Source organism: Sphingomonas sp., assembly GCF_019746015.1.
Classification (GTDB): domain Bacteria; phylum Pseudomonadota; class Alphaproteobacteria; order Sphingomonadales; family Sphingomonadaceae; genus Sphingomonas.
Map to the genome: position 1 here is coordinate 85,595 of NZ_JAIESM010000032.1, position 13,325 is coordinate 98,919.

14 protein-coding genes are annotated in these 13,325 nt (G+C 67.8%); 9 read left to right on the forward strand and 5 right to left on the reverse strand.

The window, feature by feature from the left end; all coding sequences use genetic code 11:
- Positions 1-34: 34 nt before the first annotated feature.
- Genes K2Y03_RS04885 through K2Y03_RS04895 form a run of 3 tightly spaced genes read left to right on the forward strand, consistent with a single transcriptional unit; the run spans position 35 to position 2,390 of the window.
- Positions 35-601, forward strand: a complete 567-nt coding sequence (locus tag K2Y03_RS04885; protein WP_294088712.1) for a DUF1285 domain-containing protein — start codon at positions 35-37, stop codon at positions 599-601.
- On the forward strand, positions 598-1,191 hold the full coding sequence (locus K2Y03_RS04890) for a CoA pyrophosphatase (protein ID WP_294088714.1): 594 nt from the start codon (positions 598-600) through the stop codon (positions 1,189-1,191). Before K2Y03_RS04885 ends, K2Y03_RS04890 begins: the two co-directional genes overlap by 4 nt.
- Positions 1,182-2,390, forward strand: a complete 1,209-nt coding sequence (locus K2Y03_RS04895; protein WP_294088715.1) for a CCA tRNA nucleotidyltransferase — start codon at positions 1,182-1,184, stop codon at positions 2,388-2,390. The genes K2Y03_RS04890 and K2Y03_RS04895 overlap by 10 nt, the downstream gene beginning before the upstream one ends.
- Here the strand turns inward: K2Y03_RS04895 and K2Y03_RS04900 are convergent.
- Both K2Y03_RS04900 and parC read right to left on the reverse strand, forming a co-directional pair.
- Entirely contained in the window at positions 2,372-4,096 is a 1,725-nt protein-coding gene (locus K2Y03_RS04900) for a bifunctional diguanylate cyclase/phosphodiesterase (RefSeq protein WP_294088717.1), read from the reverse strand. The genes K2Y03_RS04895 and K2Y03_RS04900 overlap by 19 nt on opposite strands.
- Before the next feature lie 108 nt (positions 4,097-4,204).
- Positions 4,205-6,445: a DNA topoisomerase IV subunit A gene (parC, locus tag K2Y03_RS04905; RefSeq protein WP_294088719.1), complete on the reverse strand. Its 2,241-nt coding sequence runs from the start codon at positions 6,443-6,445 to the stop codon at positions 4,205-4,207.
- Between the two features lie 149 nt (positions 6,446-6,594).
- Between parC and K2Y03_RS04910 the strand changes: the two genes are divergently transcribed.
- From K2Y03_RS04910 to purC, 4 genes are all read left to right on the forward strand, one after another.
- Positions 6,595-7,446 (forward strand): hypothetical protein, encoded by an 852-nt coding sequence (locus K2Y03_RS04910; protein WP_294088721.1) that lies wholly within the window; start codon positions 6,595-6,597, stop codon positions 7,444-7,446.
- A gap of 40 nt (positions 7,447-7,486) precedes the next feature.
- A complete protein-coding gene (locus K2Y03_RS04915) occupies positions 7,487-8,656 on the forward strand; it encodes an alpha/beta hydrolase (protein ID WP_294088722.1) in 1,170 nt (389 codons plus the stop codon).
- Positions 8,656-9,870 carry a kynureninase gene (gene kynU / locus K2Y03_RS04920; protein WP_294088781.1) on the forward strand — a complete coding sequence of 405 codons (1,215 nt, stop codon included), beginning with the start codon at positions 8,656-8,658 and terminating at the stop codon, positions 9,868-9,870. The genes K2Y03_RS04915 and kynU overlap by 1 nt, the downstream gene beginning before the upstream one ends.
- A 108-nt stretch (positions 9,871-9,978) precedes the next feature.
- Entirely contained in the window at positions 9,979-10,758 is a 780-nt protein-coding gene (purC, locus tag K2Y03_RS04925) for a phosphoribosylaminoimidazolesuccinocarboxamide synthase (RefSeq protein ID WP_294088724.1), read from the forward strand.
- Position 10,759: 1 nt separating this feature from the next.
- Here purC and K2Y03_RS04930 read toward each other — a convergent pair whose 3' ends face one another.
- On the reverse strand, positions 10,760-10,909 hold the full coding sequence (locus K2Y03_RS04930; protein ID WP_294088725.1) for a hypothetical protein: 150 nt from the start codon (positions 10,907-10,909) through the stop codon (positions 10,760-10,762).
- A 145-nt stretch (positions 10,910-11,054) separates the two neighbouring features.
- Between K2Y03_RS04930 and purS the strand changes: the two genes are divergently transcribed.
- Both purS and purQ read left to right on the forward strand, forming a co-directional pair.
- The gene (gene purS / locus K2Y03_RS04935; protein ID WP_294088726.1) at positions 11,055-11,285 is read left to right on the forward strand and encodes a phosphoribosylformylglycinamidine synthase subunit PurS; all 231 of its coding nucleotides are present in this window, start codon (positions 11,055-11,057) and stop codon (positions 11,283-11,285) included.
- Positions 11,282-11,950 carry a phosphoribosylformylglycinamidine synthase subunit PurQ gene (purQ, locus tag K2Y03_RS04940; protein ID WP_294088728.1) on the forward strand — a complete coding sequence of 223 codons (669 nt, stop codon included), beginning with the start codon at positions 11,282-11,284 and terminating at the stop codon, positions 11,948-11,950. The genes purS and purQ overlap by 4 nt, the downstream gene beginning before the upstream one ends.
- Positions 11,951-11,953: 3 nt before the next feature.
- Here purQ and K2Y03_RS04945 read toward each other — a convergent pair whose 3' ends face one another.
- Both K2Y03_RS04945 and K2Y03_RS04950 read right to left on the reverse strand, forming a co-directional pair.
- Positions 11,954-12,388: a hypothetical protein gene (locus tag K2Y03_RS04945; RefSeq protein WP_294088729.1), complete on the reverse strand. Its 435-nt coding sequence runs from the start codon at positions 12,386-12,388 to the stop codon at positions 11,954-11,956.
- A gap of 116 nt (positions 12,389-12,504) precedes the next feature.
- Positions 12,505-13,239: a queuosine precursor transporter gene (locus tag K2Y03_RS04950; protein WP_294088731.1), complete on the reverse strand. Its 735-nt coding sequence runs from the start codon at positions 13,237-13,239 to the stop codon at positions 12,505-12,507.
- Between the last annotated feature and the right edge of the window lie 86 nt (positions 13,240-13,325).

The window sequence follows — 13,325 nt, forward strand, 5'->3', positions numbered from 1 at the left end:
TTACCTCGCGCCGCTGCGCGCTTACGCCACCGCCATGCCGATGCCGCCGCCCCCCGATCTTGCCGCGCTGTCGCTCGCCGAGATTGCCCGGCTGGTGGAGGAAGCGCGCCTGCCGCCGGTGGACAGCTGGCACCCCGCGCATTGCGGCCCCAGCGACATGCGCATCGCGCGCGACGGCACCTGGTTCCACCAGGGGTCGCCGATCGGGCGGATGGCGATGGTGCGGCTGTTCTCGCGCCTGCTGCGGCGGGAGGGTGATGGCAGCTATGTGCTGGTCACGCCCGTGGAAAAGCTCGACATCGCGGTGGAGGACGCGCCCTTTGTCGCGGTCGAGCTGAAGGCCGAAGGCGCGGGCGCGGACAGCCGGCTGGGCTTCCGCCTCAACACCGGCGACGTGGTGGTCGCCGGCCCCGATCATCCGCTGCGCTTTGCGCACGGGGCGGATGGCCCCCGCCCCTATCTGCTGGTGCGGCGCGGGCTGGAGGCGCTGATCGTGCGGCCGGTCTATTATGAGCTGGCCGAGCGGGCACTGGCGGCGGATGACGATCCGCCGGGCCTGTGGAGCAACGGCGCCTTCTTCCCCATCGGGGCCGCCGCATGACGCTGGCCGAGCGGTTGCGCCGGGCAGTGGCGGCAGTGCCCCCCGCCGATGCCGGGCTGCTGCGCGGCGACCATCCCGATGCCGGCGTGGGCGATGCGGCGACGCCCGCCGCGGTGCTGGTACCGATCACCACACGCGAGCGGCCCGGGCTGATCCTGACGCAGCGCACCGCCTCGCTGAAGCGCCATGCCGGGCAAATCGCCTTTCCGGGCGGGCGGGTCGATCCCGGCGATGCCGATGCCGTTGCCGCTGCCCTGCGCGAGGCGGAGGAGGAGATTGGGCTGGCCAGCGATGGCGTCCATGTGATCGGCGCGGTGGACCCCTATCGCACGGTGACGGGTTTCGAGGTGACACCCGTGCTGGCGCTGGTAACGCCCGACCTGACGCTGACCGCGCAGGAAAGCGAAGTCGCCGAAGTGTTTGAAGTTCCATTTGATTTCGTGCTTGATCCGGCCAATCAGCGGCTTGCCCAGGCCCAGTGGCAGGGCCGCACCCGCCATTATTACGAGATCTGGTGGCAGGACCGCCGCATCTGGGGCGCGACCGCCGCGATGCTCGTCAACTTACAAAAACGCCTGTCATGGGTGTAAACGAGACGCTCTACTTGCCCGCTGCCCCTTGGCGCGAGCGGCCGGGGCTGGCCGAGCTTTGCGTGGCGCTGGGCTGTGCGCAGGGCAGCGCGCGCTTTGTCGGCGGGGTGGTGCGCGACACGCTGCTGGGCCTTGCCGCCGCCGATATCGACATCGCCACCAGCCTGCCGCCCGACCAGGTGGTGCAACGGATCAAGGGCGCGGGGCTGCGCGCGGTCCCGACCGGGCTTGCCCATGGCACGATCACCGCACTGCTGCCCGACGGCCCGGTCGAAGTGACGACGCTGCGCCGCGACGTGAGCACCGACGGCCGCCGCGCGACCATCGCCTTCACCGATGACTGGCGCGAGGATGCGGCGCGGCGCGACTTCACCATCAACGCGCTCTATGCCGATCCGGCGAGCGGCGCGCTGTTCGACTATTTCGGCGGCCTGGCCGATCTCGCCGCGCGGTGCGTGCGCTTCATCGGCGACCCGCTGCAGCGCATTGCCGAGGATCATCTGCGCATCCTGCGCTTCTTCCGCTTCTCGGCCCGCTTTGCCGAGACAGTGGATGCAGCGGGGCTGGCCGCAGCGACAACCCGCGCCAACGACCTGATGGCGCTCAGCCGCGAACGCATTGCGGACGAACTGCTGAAGCTGCTGCTCGCCCCGCGCGCGCCGGAAACGGTGGCGCTGATGCTCGCCCACGGCGTGCTGAAGCCGGTGCTGCCCGAAATCGGGAGCGCGACCCGACTGGCCCGTGTCGCGGCGGTGGAGGCGGCAGGCGGGCTGGTGCCCGACGCCATCCGCCGGCTGGCCGCGCTGCTGCCCGACGATCCGGCGCTGGGCGACCAGATCGGCGCGCGGCTGAAACTGTCCAATGCGCAGCGCAAGCAGCTGGCAAGCGCGCTCGACCGGCAGCTGGCGCCGCCCCGGGCGCTTGCCTATCAGCTGGGCAGCGCGGGCGCGGCAGACCGGATCGCGCTGCAGCTGGGCGAGGCGGAGGCGCTGGCGGCGCTGGCGGTGATTGCCGGCTGGCCGGTGCCACGGCTTGGCGTCAGCGGTGGCGACCTCGTCGCGCGCGGCATCCGCAAGGGGCCAGTGGTCGCCCGAACGCTGCGCGCGATCGAGCGGCGCTGGGTGGCGGAGGATTTCCCCGGCGACGAACGGCTTGCCGCAATCCGCGACGAGGAAGTCGATCAGGCGTTGCGCGCCTGAAGCAGGGCAAAGGCGCTGTCGGCGTCCAGCGGCTGAGCATAATGAAAGCCCTGGCCATAGCTGCACCCCAGCGCCGCCAGCGTCTGCGCCAGTTCGGGCGTTTCGATGCCTTCGGCCGTCGTCTTCATCCCCAGCGCCAGCGCCAGGCCCATGATCGCGCGCACGATCGCCACCTTGTCGCGGTCGGCCAGCATGCCGGTCACGAAGCTGCGGTCCATTTTCAGCACGTCGATCGGCAGCTTTTGCAGCAGCGCCAGATTTGAATAGCCAGTGCCGAAATCGTCCATCGCCAGGTGCGTGCCCAGCCGCTTCAGCGCCTGCATCGTCTGCTGCACCCGCTCGGCGTCGCCGACCAGCGCGCTTTCGGTCAGCTCCAGCGTCAGCCGCTCGCCGGCCAGGCCTGTTTCGGCCAGCGCCTCCTCCACCAGCATCGGCACATTGTCGCGCTGCAGCTGGATGGCGGAGATGTTGACCGCCACCTTCACGCCGCAATCGCCGCCGGCGCGCGCGTCCCACCTGGCGAGCGTCTGTGCCGCCTCGCGCAATGCCCAGCGGCCGAGCGGCACGATCAGCCCCGATTCCTCGGCCACCGGAATGAAGTCATTGGGCGGCATTGGCGCGCCCGGATCGCCCGGCCAGCGGGCCAGCGCCTCGAACGCGACGATCCGCCCGGTCGCCAGATCCCAGATCGGCTGGAAGGCAAGGCGTAGCCGGTTGCCGTCGATCGCGCGGCGCAGCGCGGTTTCCATGCCGAACTCTTCACGCGCCTGGTCGAACGCCTGCAGCTGATAGGTTTCGACGAGACCCGTCGCCTTTGACCGCTTCACCGCGAATTGAGCGCGGCGGATCAGGTCTTCGGCCTCTTCCAGGCTTTCTTCGACAAAGGCGATACCGATCGAGCAGGACACGCGGATTTCATAATCGGCCAGCCGGAAGGGCGAGGCGAGCGCCGCCTGGATGCGCTTGGCGACATGGCGCGCGTCGCTTTCGCCCTGCTCGATGGTGAGCAATATGCCGAACTCGTCGCCACCGGTGCGCGCCAGCACGTCGTTCGCGCGCAGGGCACTGCGGATGCGCCGCGCCACCGTGATCAGCAGTTCGTCACCGGCCAGCGACCCCAGACAGGCATTCACCCGGCTGAAGCGGTTGAGGTTGACGATCATCACCGCATGCCCGGTACCATCGGCGGCCGGGCCTGCCATTGCCTGTTCGAGCAGATCGCCAAAGCCCGCGCGGTTGGGCAGGCCAGACAGGCTGTCAGTCAACATTTCGCGGCGCAGATTCTGCTCGGTGCGCAGCTCCGCCGTCTGATCGATGAAAGTGACCAGGCACCGCTCGCCACCACGTGGTTCGGCACGGGCCAGATGGACGCGGTAATAGCGGCACTCGACGATCTCGCCGTCGCGCCATGCGAATTCCTCGCGCGTCTTGCCCGACCGGATGAAGGCATCGAACCTTCCGGCGAGCGCTGGCAACAGCCGCGATCGTTCGGGTGCGGTGCCCAGGCCGGTCGACACAAACGCGCTGTTATAGGCTTCAAAGCCCAGGCCCTGCGGCTGAAAGCGCAACACAAGTGCGGGAATAGGCAGCAATTCCAATGCCTGGAGCACGCGATCCGTGTCGCCGACGGCAACGGGTGGCACAGGCGCGGCACGGCGGCGCGCGCGGATATCGGGCGCGCTGGTTACGGGGGCCGGCCGGGGCATATGTTGCACCATCCTCGCCGAGTTAAGACTAACTCGTTAAGTTGTGCTGAAAATACCCTACCGCAATTCTGCCAAGTGGCGGCATGGCCGCCGCCACTTTCTGCACGATCAGAACCGGTTGTCGCGCGGGAAGCCGTTGGGCGCCAGCCGGCCCGCCGCGCCGCGTGCCGCGCGCCACGGCCCCAGATCGCTTTCGGTACGGGTGCGGCCGCTCTCACCCCCCATCGCCCAGCTGAGCCCGGCGGCATAGACTAGGCCCGCCACGTCGGACAGGCCGCCATCGCGGTAACGCTGCAGCTGCACCCCCTGCCCGCGCGCCATTTCCGGCAGCTCGCTCAGCGGGAAGACCAGCAGCTTGCGATTGTCCCCGATCACCGCGACATAATCGTCCCCGGGCTTCAGCGGGGCGATGCGGCGCAGCGCGGCGCCCGGTCGCGGCGTCATCACCACCTTGCCCTTGCGCGTCTCCGCGATCAGGTCGGCTGCCTTGGCGACGAAGCCGCGCCCGTCGCTTGCCGCCAGCAGCAGCTTCTCGTGCCGGCCGGCCGGGAACAGGTCGACAATGCCGGTGTCGCTGTCCAGATCGATCATCAGCCGCACCGGCTCGCCAAAGCCGCGCCCGCCCGGCAGCTTGTCGGCCGCCAGCGTGAAGAAACGCCCGGTCTCGGCCGCCAGCAACAGCTTGTCGGTGGTCTGCGCGTGAAAGGCAAAGCTGGGGCCGTCGCCTTCCTTGAACTTCAGCGCTTCGGCGGAGGCCAGATCGATATGCCCCTTCATCGCGCGCACCCAGCCGCGCTGCGACAGGATGACGGTGATCGGCTCGCGCTCGATCATTGCCTCCAGCGGAATTTCGCGCGCGGGCGCCGCTTCGGCAATGTCGGTGCGGCGGGCGCCCAATTTGGTCGCCGGGCCATAGCGATCGCGGATCGCCGCCATGTCCTTCTTCAGCTTCTTGCGCTGCGCGGCATCGCTCGCCAGCAGCGCCTCCAGGCCTGCGCGTTCTTTGGCCAGCGTGTCGCGCTCGCCACGCAGTTCCATTTCCTCCAGCCGGCGCAGATTGCGCAGCCGCATGTTCAGGATCGCCTCGGCCTGGCGGTCGTTCAGGCCGAATTCGGCGATCATCACCGGCTTGGGCTCATCCTCGGTGCGGATGATCTCGATCACCCGGTCAAGGTTCAGAAAGGCGATGATATAGCCGTCGAGCAGCTCGATCCGGTCGGCAATGCGGCCCAGCCGGTGGCGGGCGCGGCGTTCGAGCACGATGAACTGGTGCGCGATCCAGCTTTTCAGCGCCTGCGCCAGCCCCATCACGCGCGGCGTGCGCTGCGCGTCGAGCACGTTGAGGTTGAGCGGCACCTTCACCTCAAGGTCGGACAGGCGGAACAGCCCTTCCATCAATGTGTCGACATCCACGGTGCGGCTGCGCGGTTCGAGCACGATGCGCACCTCCGCATCGGATTCGTCGCGCACATCGGCCAGGATCGGCAGCTTCTTGTCGTTCACGATTGCCGCGATCTGCTCGATCAGCTTGCCCTTCTGAACGCCATAGGGGATCTGGGTGACTACCGCGACCCAGGTGCCGCGCCCCTGATCCTCCACCTGCCAGCGCGCCCGCACGCGAAAGCTGCCGCGCCCGGTGGCATAGGTTTCGGCAATCGCGGCGGCTGAATCGACGACCAGCCCGCCGGTGGGGAAATCGGGCCCTTTCACGTAGTCCAGCACCGGCGCGTCCGGGTTGTCGATCAGCGCGATGGCGGCGTCGAGCAGTTCGGCGGCATTGTGCGGCGGAATGCTGGTAGCCATGCCGACGGCAATGCCGCTGGCGCCATTGGCCAGCAGATTGGGGAACAGGCCGGGGAAAATCTCCGGCTCCTGCTCCTCGCCATTATAGGTGGGTTTGAAGTCGGCGGCGTCGTCGTCCAGCCCCTCCATCAGGTCGATCGCGACCTGGGTCAGCCGGCATTCGGTGTAGCGATAGGCAGCGGCATTATCGCCGTCGATATTGCCGAAATTGCCCTGCCCGTCGACCAGCGGATAACGCAGCGCGAAATCCTGCGCGAGGCGGACCATCGCGTCATAGACGCTGGCGTCGCCATGCGGGTGATATTTGCCGATCACGTCGCCGACGACGCGCGCGCATTTCTTGTAGCCCTGTGCCGGATCGAGCCGCAGCGCGCGCATCGCCCAGAGCAGCCGGCGATGCACCGGCTTCATCCCGTCGCGCACATCAGGCAGCGAGCGTGCCGTGATCGTCGACAGCGCATAGACGAGATAGCGTTCGGACAGGGCAGTGTCGAACGGCGTGTCATTTGCTTCGGATGGCGCCGGCGGGTCGATAAGGTCGGTCATGCAAAGCGCCGTAGCAGCGCAGCCGGCCAGCCGCCAAGCGGCATTCCCGAACGATGTTGTGCCCCTTGCCAGCCTTCGACATTATATTTCCTATTTATCCCATCAAATAGATAGGATATTGTGCCGCTGACAAGGATGGGAGAGCATTGATGCGTACCAAGGCCATAATCCTGATCGCGCTGCTGGTCAGCGCCTGCAATTCAAAGCCTGCCGAACATGAGGCGGGCCGTCGCGGCGGCGGCACCCTTGCCACCGAGAGTAGCGAAGGCGATGGCGGGCCCCGGATCGCGATGGCGGCCGCCCCGGGCGTGGCGTTCAGCTACAATTATTTCTTCCGCATCGCGGGCGAGCGCGTGCAGCGGCTGCAGGAAAGCCATGCCCAGGCGTGCGAAGCACTGGGCGTCGCGCGGTGCCGCATCGTCGCTATGCGTTATGATCAGGGGTCGACGGCGGCCGATGCCGAGGGCTCGATCGACTTCAACCTCGATCCCGGCCTTGCCCGCAAATTCGCCTCCCAGGGCATTGACGCGCTGGTCAAGGCCGGCGGCACACTGGGCGGCGTCAGCATCAGCGGGGAGGACGCGGCCGGCGCGATCGACCGCATCGACGACGACATGGCGCCGCTGCGCAGCCAGCTGGCGCAGATCGAAAGCGACCTCGCCCGGCTGCCGCCCCGCGCCACCGAACGGGACACGCTGCGCCACCAGGCAGACGACCTGCGGCAACGGATCGACGCGGGCCGGCGCGCGCGTCAGGACCAGTCGGCCAGCCTTGCCACCACGCCGGTTCGCTTCGCCTATCAGCCGGACAATCAGGGCTGGTTTTCCGCCAATGCCCCGCTCGGGATTGCGGTGCGGCTGGCGCAATGGTCGTTCGGCGCGGCAGCGACGGTGCTGTTGGCGGTGCTCGCCGGCGGCCTGCCCTGGCTGGCGATTTTTGCGCTGGGCTATCTGGCGTGGCGCACGGTGCAGCGGCACCTCACGGTGCGGACGACCATCTAGGGGCTTAGCATCGCGGCGCACGGGCGCTAAGACACAGGGCATGCGCCACCGCCCGCTTGCCCTGTTCGCCGCGATGCTGTTCCTGTGCGGCATGGCCGACTGGAAACCGCTGACCTGGCCCGATCTGACGCGCCGGCCCCGCCCCGCGCCCGACGCGACGATCAGCTATGGCAGCGACCCTTATCAGCGGGTCGATCTGTGGCTGCCCGCCGGCAAGCGCGCGGCGCCCCATCCCATAGTGGTGATGGTGCATGGCGGCTGCTGGCAGACCGAGATTGCCGACCGCAGCCTGATGAACTGGGTGGCTGACAATCTGCGCAAGCGCGGCTATGCGGTGTGGAACATCGATTATCGCGGGGTGGATCGCCCGGGCGGTGGCTATCCGGGCACCTTTACCGACGTGGCGACCGCGACCGACCTGCTGCGCGACTATGCCGCGCGATACCGGCTCGATCTGCGCCACATCGTTGCCGTCGGCCATTCGGCGGGCGGGCATCTGGCGCTGTGGCTGGCCGCCCGCGCGGCGTGGCAGGCGGACCGGATGCTGGTGGTGGAGATCGAGACCGGCGACCTGCCGCCTGAGGATGCTGAACGCGGCATGGCCGGCCCGGTCGAGCGCGAATTGCGCAAGCTGGCCGATATCGACGGCATCAGCACGCACATCACGCCCGGCAAGGCGGTGACGCTTGCCAATTTCAAGACAGCAGCGGCGCAGCGGCGCGCGGCGGCGAGCGCGGCGAACTGGCTGCCCCGCCCGGTGGCCGGGCGCGCGACCGTGCGCAGCGCGCGCGCCGCCCTGCCCGCCGGCAGCCCGGTGGCGGCGGGCAATGCGCTGCCCATCGACAGCGTGGTCAGCCTGGGCGGCCTGCCCGACCTTAAGGCGGTTGCCGAAAGCCCGGACAATGGCTGCGGCACCGACGTGGTCGCACGGCTGACCGGCGCGCCCAGCGCGGCCCGGCCGGACGTGTTTGTCGACACCTCCGTCCCGCGCCTGTTCCCCATCGGTGTCGTCCAGTGGCTGGTCGCGGGCGAGGAGGACCGGATCATCCCGACCCACCTGACCGAGGGCTATTTCGCCCAGGCGCGCGACGCGATGGAGCCGGTGCGGCTGGCGCGGGTGCCGCAGACCGGCCATGTCGAGCTGGTCACCCCCGAAAGCGCCGCCTGGCAGCAGGCCGCCGCGTTGATCACGCTGAGCTATCGCAAATGATGACGCTGGACGAAGCGCGCGCCCGCGACGCGGCCGACCCGCTGCGCGCGTTTCGCGCGCGGTTCACGCTGCCGGAAGGGGTGATCTATCTCGACGGCAATTCGCTGGGGCCGCTGCCCGTGTCGACGCCGGCGGTGCTGGCGGAGATGGCCGGCCAGCAATGGGGCACGCGGCTGATCCGTGGCTGGAATGAAGGCTGGTTCGACGCCCCGACCCGCATCGGCGACAAGATCGCCCGGCTGGTCGGCGCCGCGCCGGGCGAAGTGCTGGCGTGCGACTCGACCTCGGCCAATCTCTACAAGCTGGTGGTGGCGGCGCTCCGCCTGGCGCCCGGCCGCCGCGTGGTGGTTAGCGAGGCGGGCAATTTCCCCACCGATCTGCACATTGCCGAAGGGGCAGTGCAGGCGGTGCCCGGTGCCGAGCTGCGCGTCGTCCCCCGCCGGCAGCTGGCCGAAGCGATCACCGATGAAACCGCGCTCGTGCTGCTGACCCATGTCCATTACCAGACGGCCGAACGCTTCGACATGGCGGCATGGACCGCGCGCGCCCATGCCGCCGGCGCGCTGATCCTGTGGGATCTGAGCCATAGCGCGGGCGCGGTGCCGATCGACCTGAACGGCTGCGGGGCGGATCTGGCGGTGGGCTGCGGCTATAAATATCTGAATGGCGGCCCCGGTGCGCCGGCCTGGCTGTTCGTGGCGGCGCGCCATCAGGCGGCGCTGACAAACCCCGTGTCGGGGTGGATGGGGCATGCCGCTCCCTTCGCGTTCGAGGATGGCTATGCCCCCGCCCCCGGCATCAGGCGCTGGCTGTCGGGCACGCCGCCCATCCTGGGGCTGGCCGCGCTGGAGGCGGGCGTCGACCTGCTGCTGCAGGCGGACATGGCGGCGATTGCGGCAAAAAGCGCCGCGCTGTTCGATGTGCTGGCCGACATTGGCGATGCGCTGGGGCTGGACTGTGCCTCCCCCCGCGACGCCGCCTTGCGCGGCAGCCATATCGGCTTTCGCCATGAGGACGCCTATGCGCTGTGCCAGGCACTGATCGAGCGGCAGGTGATCGGCGATTTCCGCACGCCGGACATTTTGCGGCTGGGCATCACCCCGCTCTATCTGGGGTTCGAGGATGTGGTGCGCGCCGGCCACATCATCGCCGACGTGCTGGCCAGCGGCGCCTGGCGCGCGCGCCGTTTTGCCGTGCGCCAGGCCGTTACCTAAACCGCCACCACGCGTTGCGCCGTGCCCCCGCATTGGCTATAGCGATCATCCGCCCCGGCCCCGCGCGTCTCGTGCGGCCGGGGCACGTCTTTTCTAGGAACCTCGCACATGGCACGTCGCCGCCAAATCTATGAGGGCAAGGCCAAGATTCTCTATGAAGGCCCCGAGCCCGGCACCCTGATCCAGTATTTCAAGGACGATGCCACCGCCTTCAATGCCCAGAAAAAGGGCACGATCAGCGGCAAGGGCGTGCTGAACAACCGGATTTCGGAGCATATCTTCACGCTGCTCGGCACCATCGGCGTGCCGACCCATTTCATCCGCCGGCTGAACATGCGCGAACAGTTGATCCGCCAGGTGGAAATCGTGCCGATCGAAGTGGTGGTGCGCAACGTCGCCGCCGGGTCGCTCTCAAAGCGGCTGGGGATCGAGGAAGGCACGCCGCTGCCCCGCACCATCATCGAATATTATTTCAAGGATGATGCGCTCGGCGATCCGATGATCACCGACGAACATATCGCCTGCTTCGGCTGGGCCAGCCAGGAAGAGATGCACGACATTGCCGACATGGCGATCCGCGTGAATGATTTTCTGTGCGGGCTGTTCGCCGGCATCGGCATCCGCCTCATAGACTTCAAGCTGGAATTCGGCCGCATCTGGGACAATGACTATGCGCGCATCATCCTGGCTGACGAAATCAGCCCCGATGGTTGCCGCCTGTGGGACATGAGCTCAGGCGAAAAGCTGGACAAGGACCGGTTCCGCCGCGACCTGGGCGGCGAGGTGGAGGCCTATCAGGAAGTGGCGCGCCGCCTCGGCCTGCTGCCGGAGGGCGCGGACAATGCCGTGCTCGACCTGGAAAGCCACCGCAAGCGGCGGGGCAAATAGGTCAGCCCTTCACCTTGAAGCCGCACACGATGCCGAAGATGAAGCTGCTGACCAGCGCCAGCTGCACCCGGCCGGCAGGGTCGCTCCAGCCCAGATATTCGGCCCCGAAGGCGAACAGCGAAACGAACAACATCATTGCTAAGGCGGCCATCGCGGCGATCCTTTTGCCAGCGCCCTGCCGCCAAATGATTGGCGGCTGACGACCAGAATCGCGCCGGCGGGTAAACAAAGCGTGAAGGTTGCGATGAGCCGAACGTATCGGCATAGCGGCAAAAAGTTACCAGGGGATTAGCCAGATGAAACTGCGCATCATCGTCACCCTCAAGCCCGGCGTGCTCGATCCGCAGGGCCGCGCCATTCACAAGGCGCTGGGCGGGCTGGGTTTTGCCGGCGTGAACGATGTGCGCGCGGGCAAGCTGATCGAGCTCGACGTGGCCGACGACACCAGCGACGCCGCGATCGACGAGATGTGCCGCAAGCTGCTCGCCAACACCGTCATCGAAAACTACCGGGTGGAGCGGGCATGACCGCCGCCGTCATCGTCTTTCCCGGCTCCAACTGCGATCGCGACATGGCGGTGGCGATTGCCGCCGTCACCGGCCGCGCGCCGGCGATGGTGTGGCATGGAGAAACCAGCCTGCCCGCCGGCGTCGACCTGATCGCGCTGCCCGGCGGCTTTTCCTATGGCGATTATCTGCGCTGCGGTGCGATTGCGGCGCGTGCGGCGATCATCCCGGCGGTGATTGCGGCGGCCGAGCGCGGCGTGCCGGTGCTGGGGGTGTGCAACGGCTTCCAGATCCTGACCGAGATCGGCCTGCTGCCCGGCGCGCTGATGCGCAATGCCGGGCTGGATTTCATCGGCCGCGACGTGGCGGTGACGGTGGAGACGACCGACAGCTGCTTCACCCGGCTCTACGCCCCCGGCGAGCAGCTGATCATCCCGGTTGCGCACCACGACGGCAATTATGCTGCCGACGACGAAACGCTTGACCGGCTGGAGGGCGAGGGCCGTGTCGCGCTGCGCTACGCCGAAGACGTCAATGGCGCCGCGCGCCGCATTGCCGGGGTGCTGAACGACGCCGGCAATGTACTGGGGCTGATGCCGCATCCGGAGCGCCGGATCGAGGCGGCCCATGGCGGCACCGACGGGCGCCGCCTGTTCGAAGGGATGATCGCCGCCGTCGCGGCCTGAGCACTACCGGCCAAGCGCGGTAATGATCGCCACCGCCACACCCCACAGCACCACCATCGCGGGCAGCAGCATGACATGGGCGATGGCGCCGCCCGCGCTCAGATGGCCGGTCGCGCAGTCAATGCCATGGGCGGAAAACCACGCCCAGTCCTGCTTGGGCTGCGGCCCCGGGGCAATCCGCGCCCACAGCGCCGGCACCACGAAGCTGGCGGCGATAAACACCACGAAGACGACAAAGGGAATGGCCAGCTGCGCTTCACCAAAGGCCGCCCACATGATGGCGAGATAGAGCAGGAACCCGCCGAAAACCCCTGCATGGAGCAGCGGCGGAAGGCCGAAAACCGGCTCGGCCGGCGCGTTGGTCGCCGCACCCGCTGGCACGGGCGACACAAATGGCGCGGCACCTTCCAGGTCGCGATGGGTAATGGGCTTGTTCATGGTGGCACTCCCCAAAAATGATGTTGGGGAAATGCCATCAAGCGCGTCGCCACGCCTTGATCCTGGTCAAAAACGGGGACCGTCACATCCCTAATCTGGCGAATTACCTAGCCGGCCTAAACATCCGCGCGGAACGGGGTGAAGTCGGTCTTGTCGTCGAACACGTCCAGCCCTTCGCGCCGCTTCAGGAAGCCGACCACGGCATAGGTGACAGGGGTCAGCAGGATTTCCCAGCCCACTTTCAGCGCCCAGTTGGTGACGAGCACAGCCAGCACCTGATCGTTGGTCCACACGCCCCAAAAGGCGAGCGGATAGAAGATCAGGCTGTCCACCCCCTGCCCGAACACGGTGGAGCCGATCGTGCGCGTCCACAGGAAGCGGCCCCGGGTGAGCAGCTTCATCCGCGCCAGCACGAAGGAGTTGACGAACTCGCCCGCCCAGAAGGCCGCAATCGACGCACCGACAATGCGCAGCGTCTGCGTGCCCAGCGTGCCGAACACGCCCTCATAGGCCACCTGCCCGTTCCAGCCCGGCGCCGGCGGCAGCGCGACGACCACAGTCGTCATCAGCGCGAGGAACATCAGCCCGAAAAAGCCCGCCCAGATGCACCGGCGCGCGCGGGCATAGCCATAAACCTCGGTCAGAAAGTCGCCGATCACATAGCTGATCGGAAAGAACAAAATCCCCGCGCCAAACACGAACGACTGGCCAAACAGGGTGACCGCTGACAGCTTTGCCGCACCGATGGTGTTGGACAGCACCAGCACCACCACGAACGCCGCCATCACGAAATCGAAATAGCGAAAGGGTTCATGCCCCAGCGTCTGCGCCGAAACCGCCTTTACCGTCATCTGTCTCCCCCTTCGCGCCCTCTTCGCGCCCCGCCCAGCCTTAACCCCGTTTCGCGGGCAGGCAAATGCCGCTATCGCATGGCGCA

Bases quoted from the DNA above. Each gene is read 5' to 3' on its own strand.
- kynU (WP_294088781.1), top strand. From the start codon at position 8,656: ATGACGCTGGACGAAGCGCGCGCCCGCGACGCGGCCGACCCGCTGCGC.
- K2Y03_RS04900 (WP_294088717.1), bottom strand. From the start codon at position 4,096: ATGCCCCGGCCGGCCCCCGTAACCAGCGCGCCCGATATCCGCGCGCGC.
- K2Y03_RS04895 (WP_294088715.1), top strand. From the start codon at position 1,182: ATGGGTGTAAACGAGACGCTCTACTTGCCCGCTGCCCCTTGGCGCGAG.
- K2Y03_RS04930 (WP_294088725.1), bottom strand. From the start codon at position 10,909: ATGGCCGCCTTAGCAATGATGTTGTTCGTTTCGCTGTTCGCCTTCGGG.
- purQ (WP_294088728.1), top strand. From the start codon at position 11,282: ATGACCGCCGCCGTCATCGTCTTTCCCGGCTCCAACTGCGATCGCGAC.
- K2Y03_RS04885 (WP_294088712.1), top strand. From the start codon at position 35: ATGCCGATGCCGCCGCCCCCCGATCTTGCCGCGCTGTCGCTCGCCGAG.
- purC (WP_294088724.1), top strand. From the start codon at position 9,979: ATGGCACGTCGCCGCCAAATCTATGAGGGCAAGGCCAAGATTCTCTAT.
- K2Y03_RS04890 (WP_294088714.1), top strand. From the start codon at position 598: ATGACGCTGGCCGAGCGGTTGCGCCGGGCAGTGGCGGCAGTGCCCCCC.
- parC (WP_294088719.1), bottom strand. From the start codon at position 6,445: ATGACCGACCTTATCGACCCGCCGGCGCCATCCGAAGCAAATGACACG.
- K2Y03_RS04950 (WP_294088731.1), bottom strand. From the start codon at position 13,239: ATGACGGTAAAGGCGGTTTCGGCGCAGACGCTGGGGCATGAACCCTTT.
- purS (WP_294088726.1), top strand. From the start codon at position 11,055: ATGAAACTGCGCATCATCGTCACCCTCAAGCCCGGCGTGCTCGATCCG.
- K2Y03_RS04915 (WP_294088722.1), top strand. From the start codon at position 7,487: ATGCGCCACCGCCCGCTTGCCCTGTTCGCCGCGATGCTGTTCCTGTGC.
- K2Y03_RS04910 (WP_294088721.1), top strand. From the start codon at position 6,595: ATGCGTACCAAGGCCATAATCCTGATCGCGCTGCTGGTCAGCGCCTGC.
- K2Y03_RS04945 (WP_294088729.1), bottom strand. From the start codon at position 12,388: ATGAACAAGCCCATTACCCATCGCGACCTGGAAGGTGCCGCGCCATTT.